This is a genomic window from Bowmanella yangjiangensis (assembly GCF_017255015.1).
GTDB classification, from domain to species: Bacteria; Pseudomonadota; Gammaproteobacteria; order Enterobacterales; family Alteromonadaceae; genus Bowmanella; species Bowmanella yangjiangensis.
Map to the genome: position 1 here is coordinate 1 of NZ_JAFKCS010000224.1, position 1,362 is coordinate 1,362.

Sequence of the window (1,362 nt, forward strand, 5' to 3'; positions counted from 1 at the left end):
GTACTCAGAATGTAGTCTGCGGCTCGAACGGTATACAGCTCGTCAAAACTTGCGCAGGGCGTAGCGTAATCTCCGGAATAGAAGGCATTCCACGCACGCGTCATGGCAGCGGCCTTCTCTCCGCGGAGATAAACCGGCAGGTGAAGAATCGTCGTATAGCCAACACCACGCAGAACACGCGCGATCTCGGGATGAGCGAGGCCATTACCTATCGCCACGAAGACCGGCACGTTACCGTGCTGCTGCAGGCATGCCTCGACGCTCATTACCGGCACTGGCGAATCCGCGACACCTTCCGGCTTGCGATCGATGATGGCGCGCACACTCACGCCGTGCTGCAGCAAACGCCGACAGAACCCGACGCCTATCTGACCGCCGCCGTAAACGACGACAGACTCAGCCATCGAAGAAAGTTCGTTCATTGATCGCACCTGAAATTTCCTTGTAAAGCGACCGGCGCCTGTTTGACTGCCAGGGTTTCCGGGAAGCCATGCGGATCATGAGCGTCCTGGTACAGCGTAAAGCACCACATCGAAGGTACTTGGCGAATGACAGCGCAGGTAAAGTCGATAACCCAGGTCGTAATCCTGCAGTTGCTCAGCTATCTCCCAGAGATGCTCGGCGCGGTGATAGATACTGATGGCCAGACGGGGGCGATGTGTGCGCAAAAGATTCTCCGCACCGCGTAGCGCTGCAGGTTCTTCCCCCTCGACATCCATCTTGATGAAGTTGGGAGCAAAACCCGGCAACGCGTCATCCAGACGAACGCAGCACACGGGATTGCCGCCCGACTCGATGAGGTGACCGCCCGCCCCCAATGCAGGATCATAACCACTCACTCGGTTGCTGTCCGACACGCCACAGGGGAAATGGATCGCTCCGGGAACCGAGCCGAGCTGCGCTGTCAGGTATCGATAGTTATCCAGATCCGGCTCGAACGTCGCCAGGCTGGCGAAACGAACGCCCGCGCCCAGAAACGCCTGGACGGTATCTCCGGTGTAGGCGCCACAGTCGATGAAACGCAGCGGTTCGGGCAGGCGAGGCAGGTCGCTGGGAAAGTATTGCTGAGCAGAAACCGGAGGCAGGCAGCGAGGGTCACCCTGGGTGCGATACTCCACGATCGCGTCCAGCAGCGTCTTGCTGGCTTCATCGGCCAGCGCTGCGCGCAGCGAATCGACACGAGAGGCGTGCCGCTCGTAGAACTGCGGCTCGACCAGCCAATAACGAAACGGCTGGTCCTCGGGGTAGAGGCGAACGAACTCCACCATGCTGACAATGCGGGCGTAACCCAGGGCCTCGAGGTCGTCGAAAATGACCTGGGTATCCACATGGGCGTTGAACACGCCGATCAACACACAGGCT

At 59.5% G+C, this 1,362-nt stretch carries 2 protein-coding genes; both read right to left on the reverse strand.

What is annotated here, in order from left to right; all coding sequences use genetic code 11:
• A partial coding sequence (locus J0A65_RS23510) for a hypothetical protein (RefSeq protein ID WP_206596708.1) occupies window positions 1–422 on the reverse strand: 422 nt, incomplete at its 3' end.
• A gap of 75 nt (window positions 423–497) precedes the next feature.
• Window positions 498–1,362 (reverse strand): FkbM family methyltransferase (locus J0A65_RS23515; protein WP_206596709.1); only part of this gene is annotated, 865 nt, incomplete at its 5' end.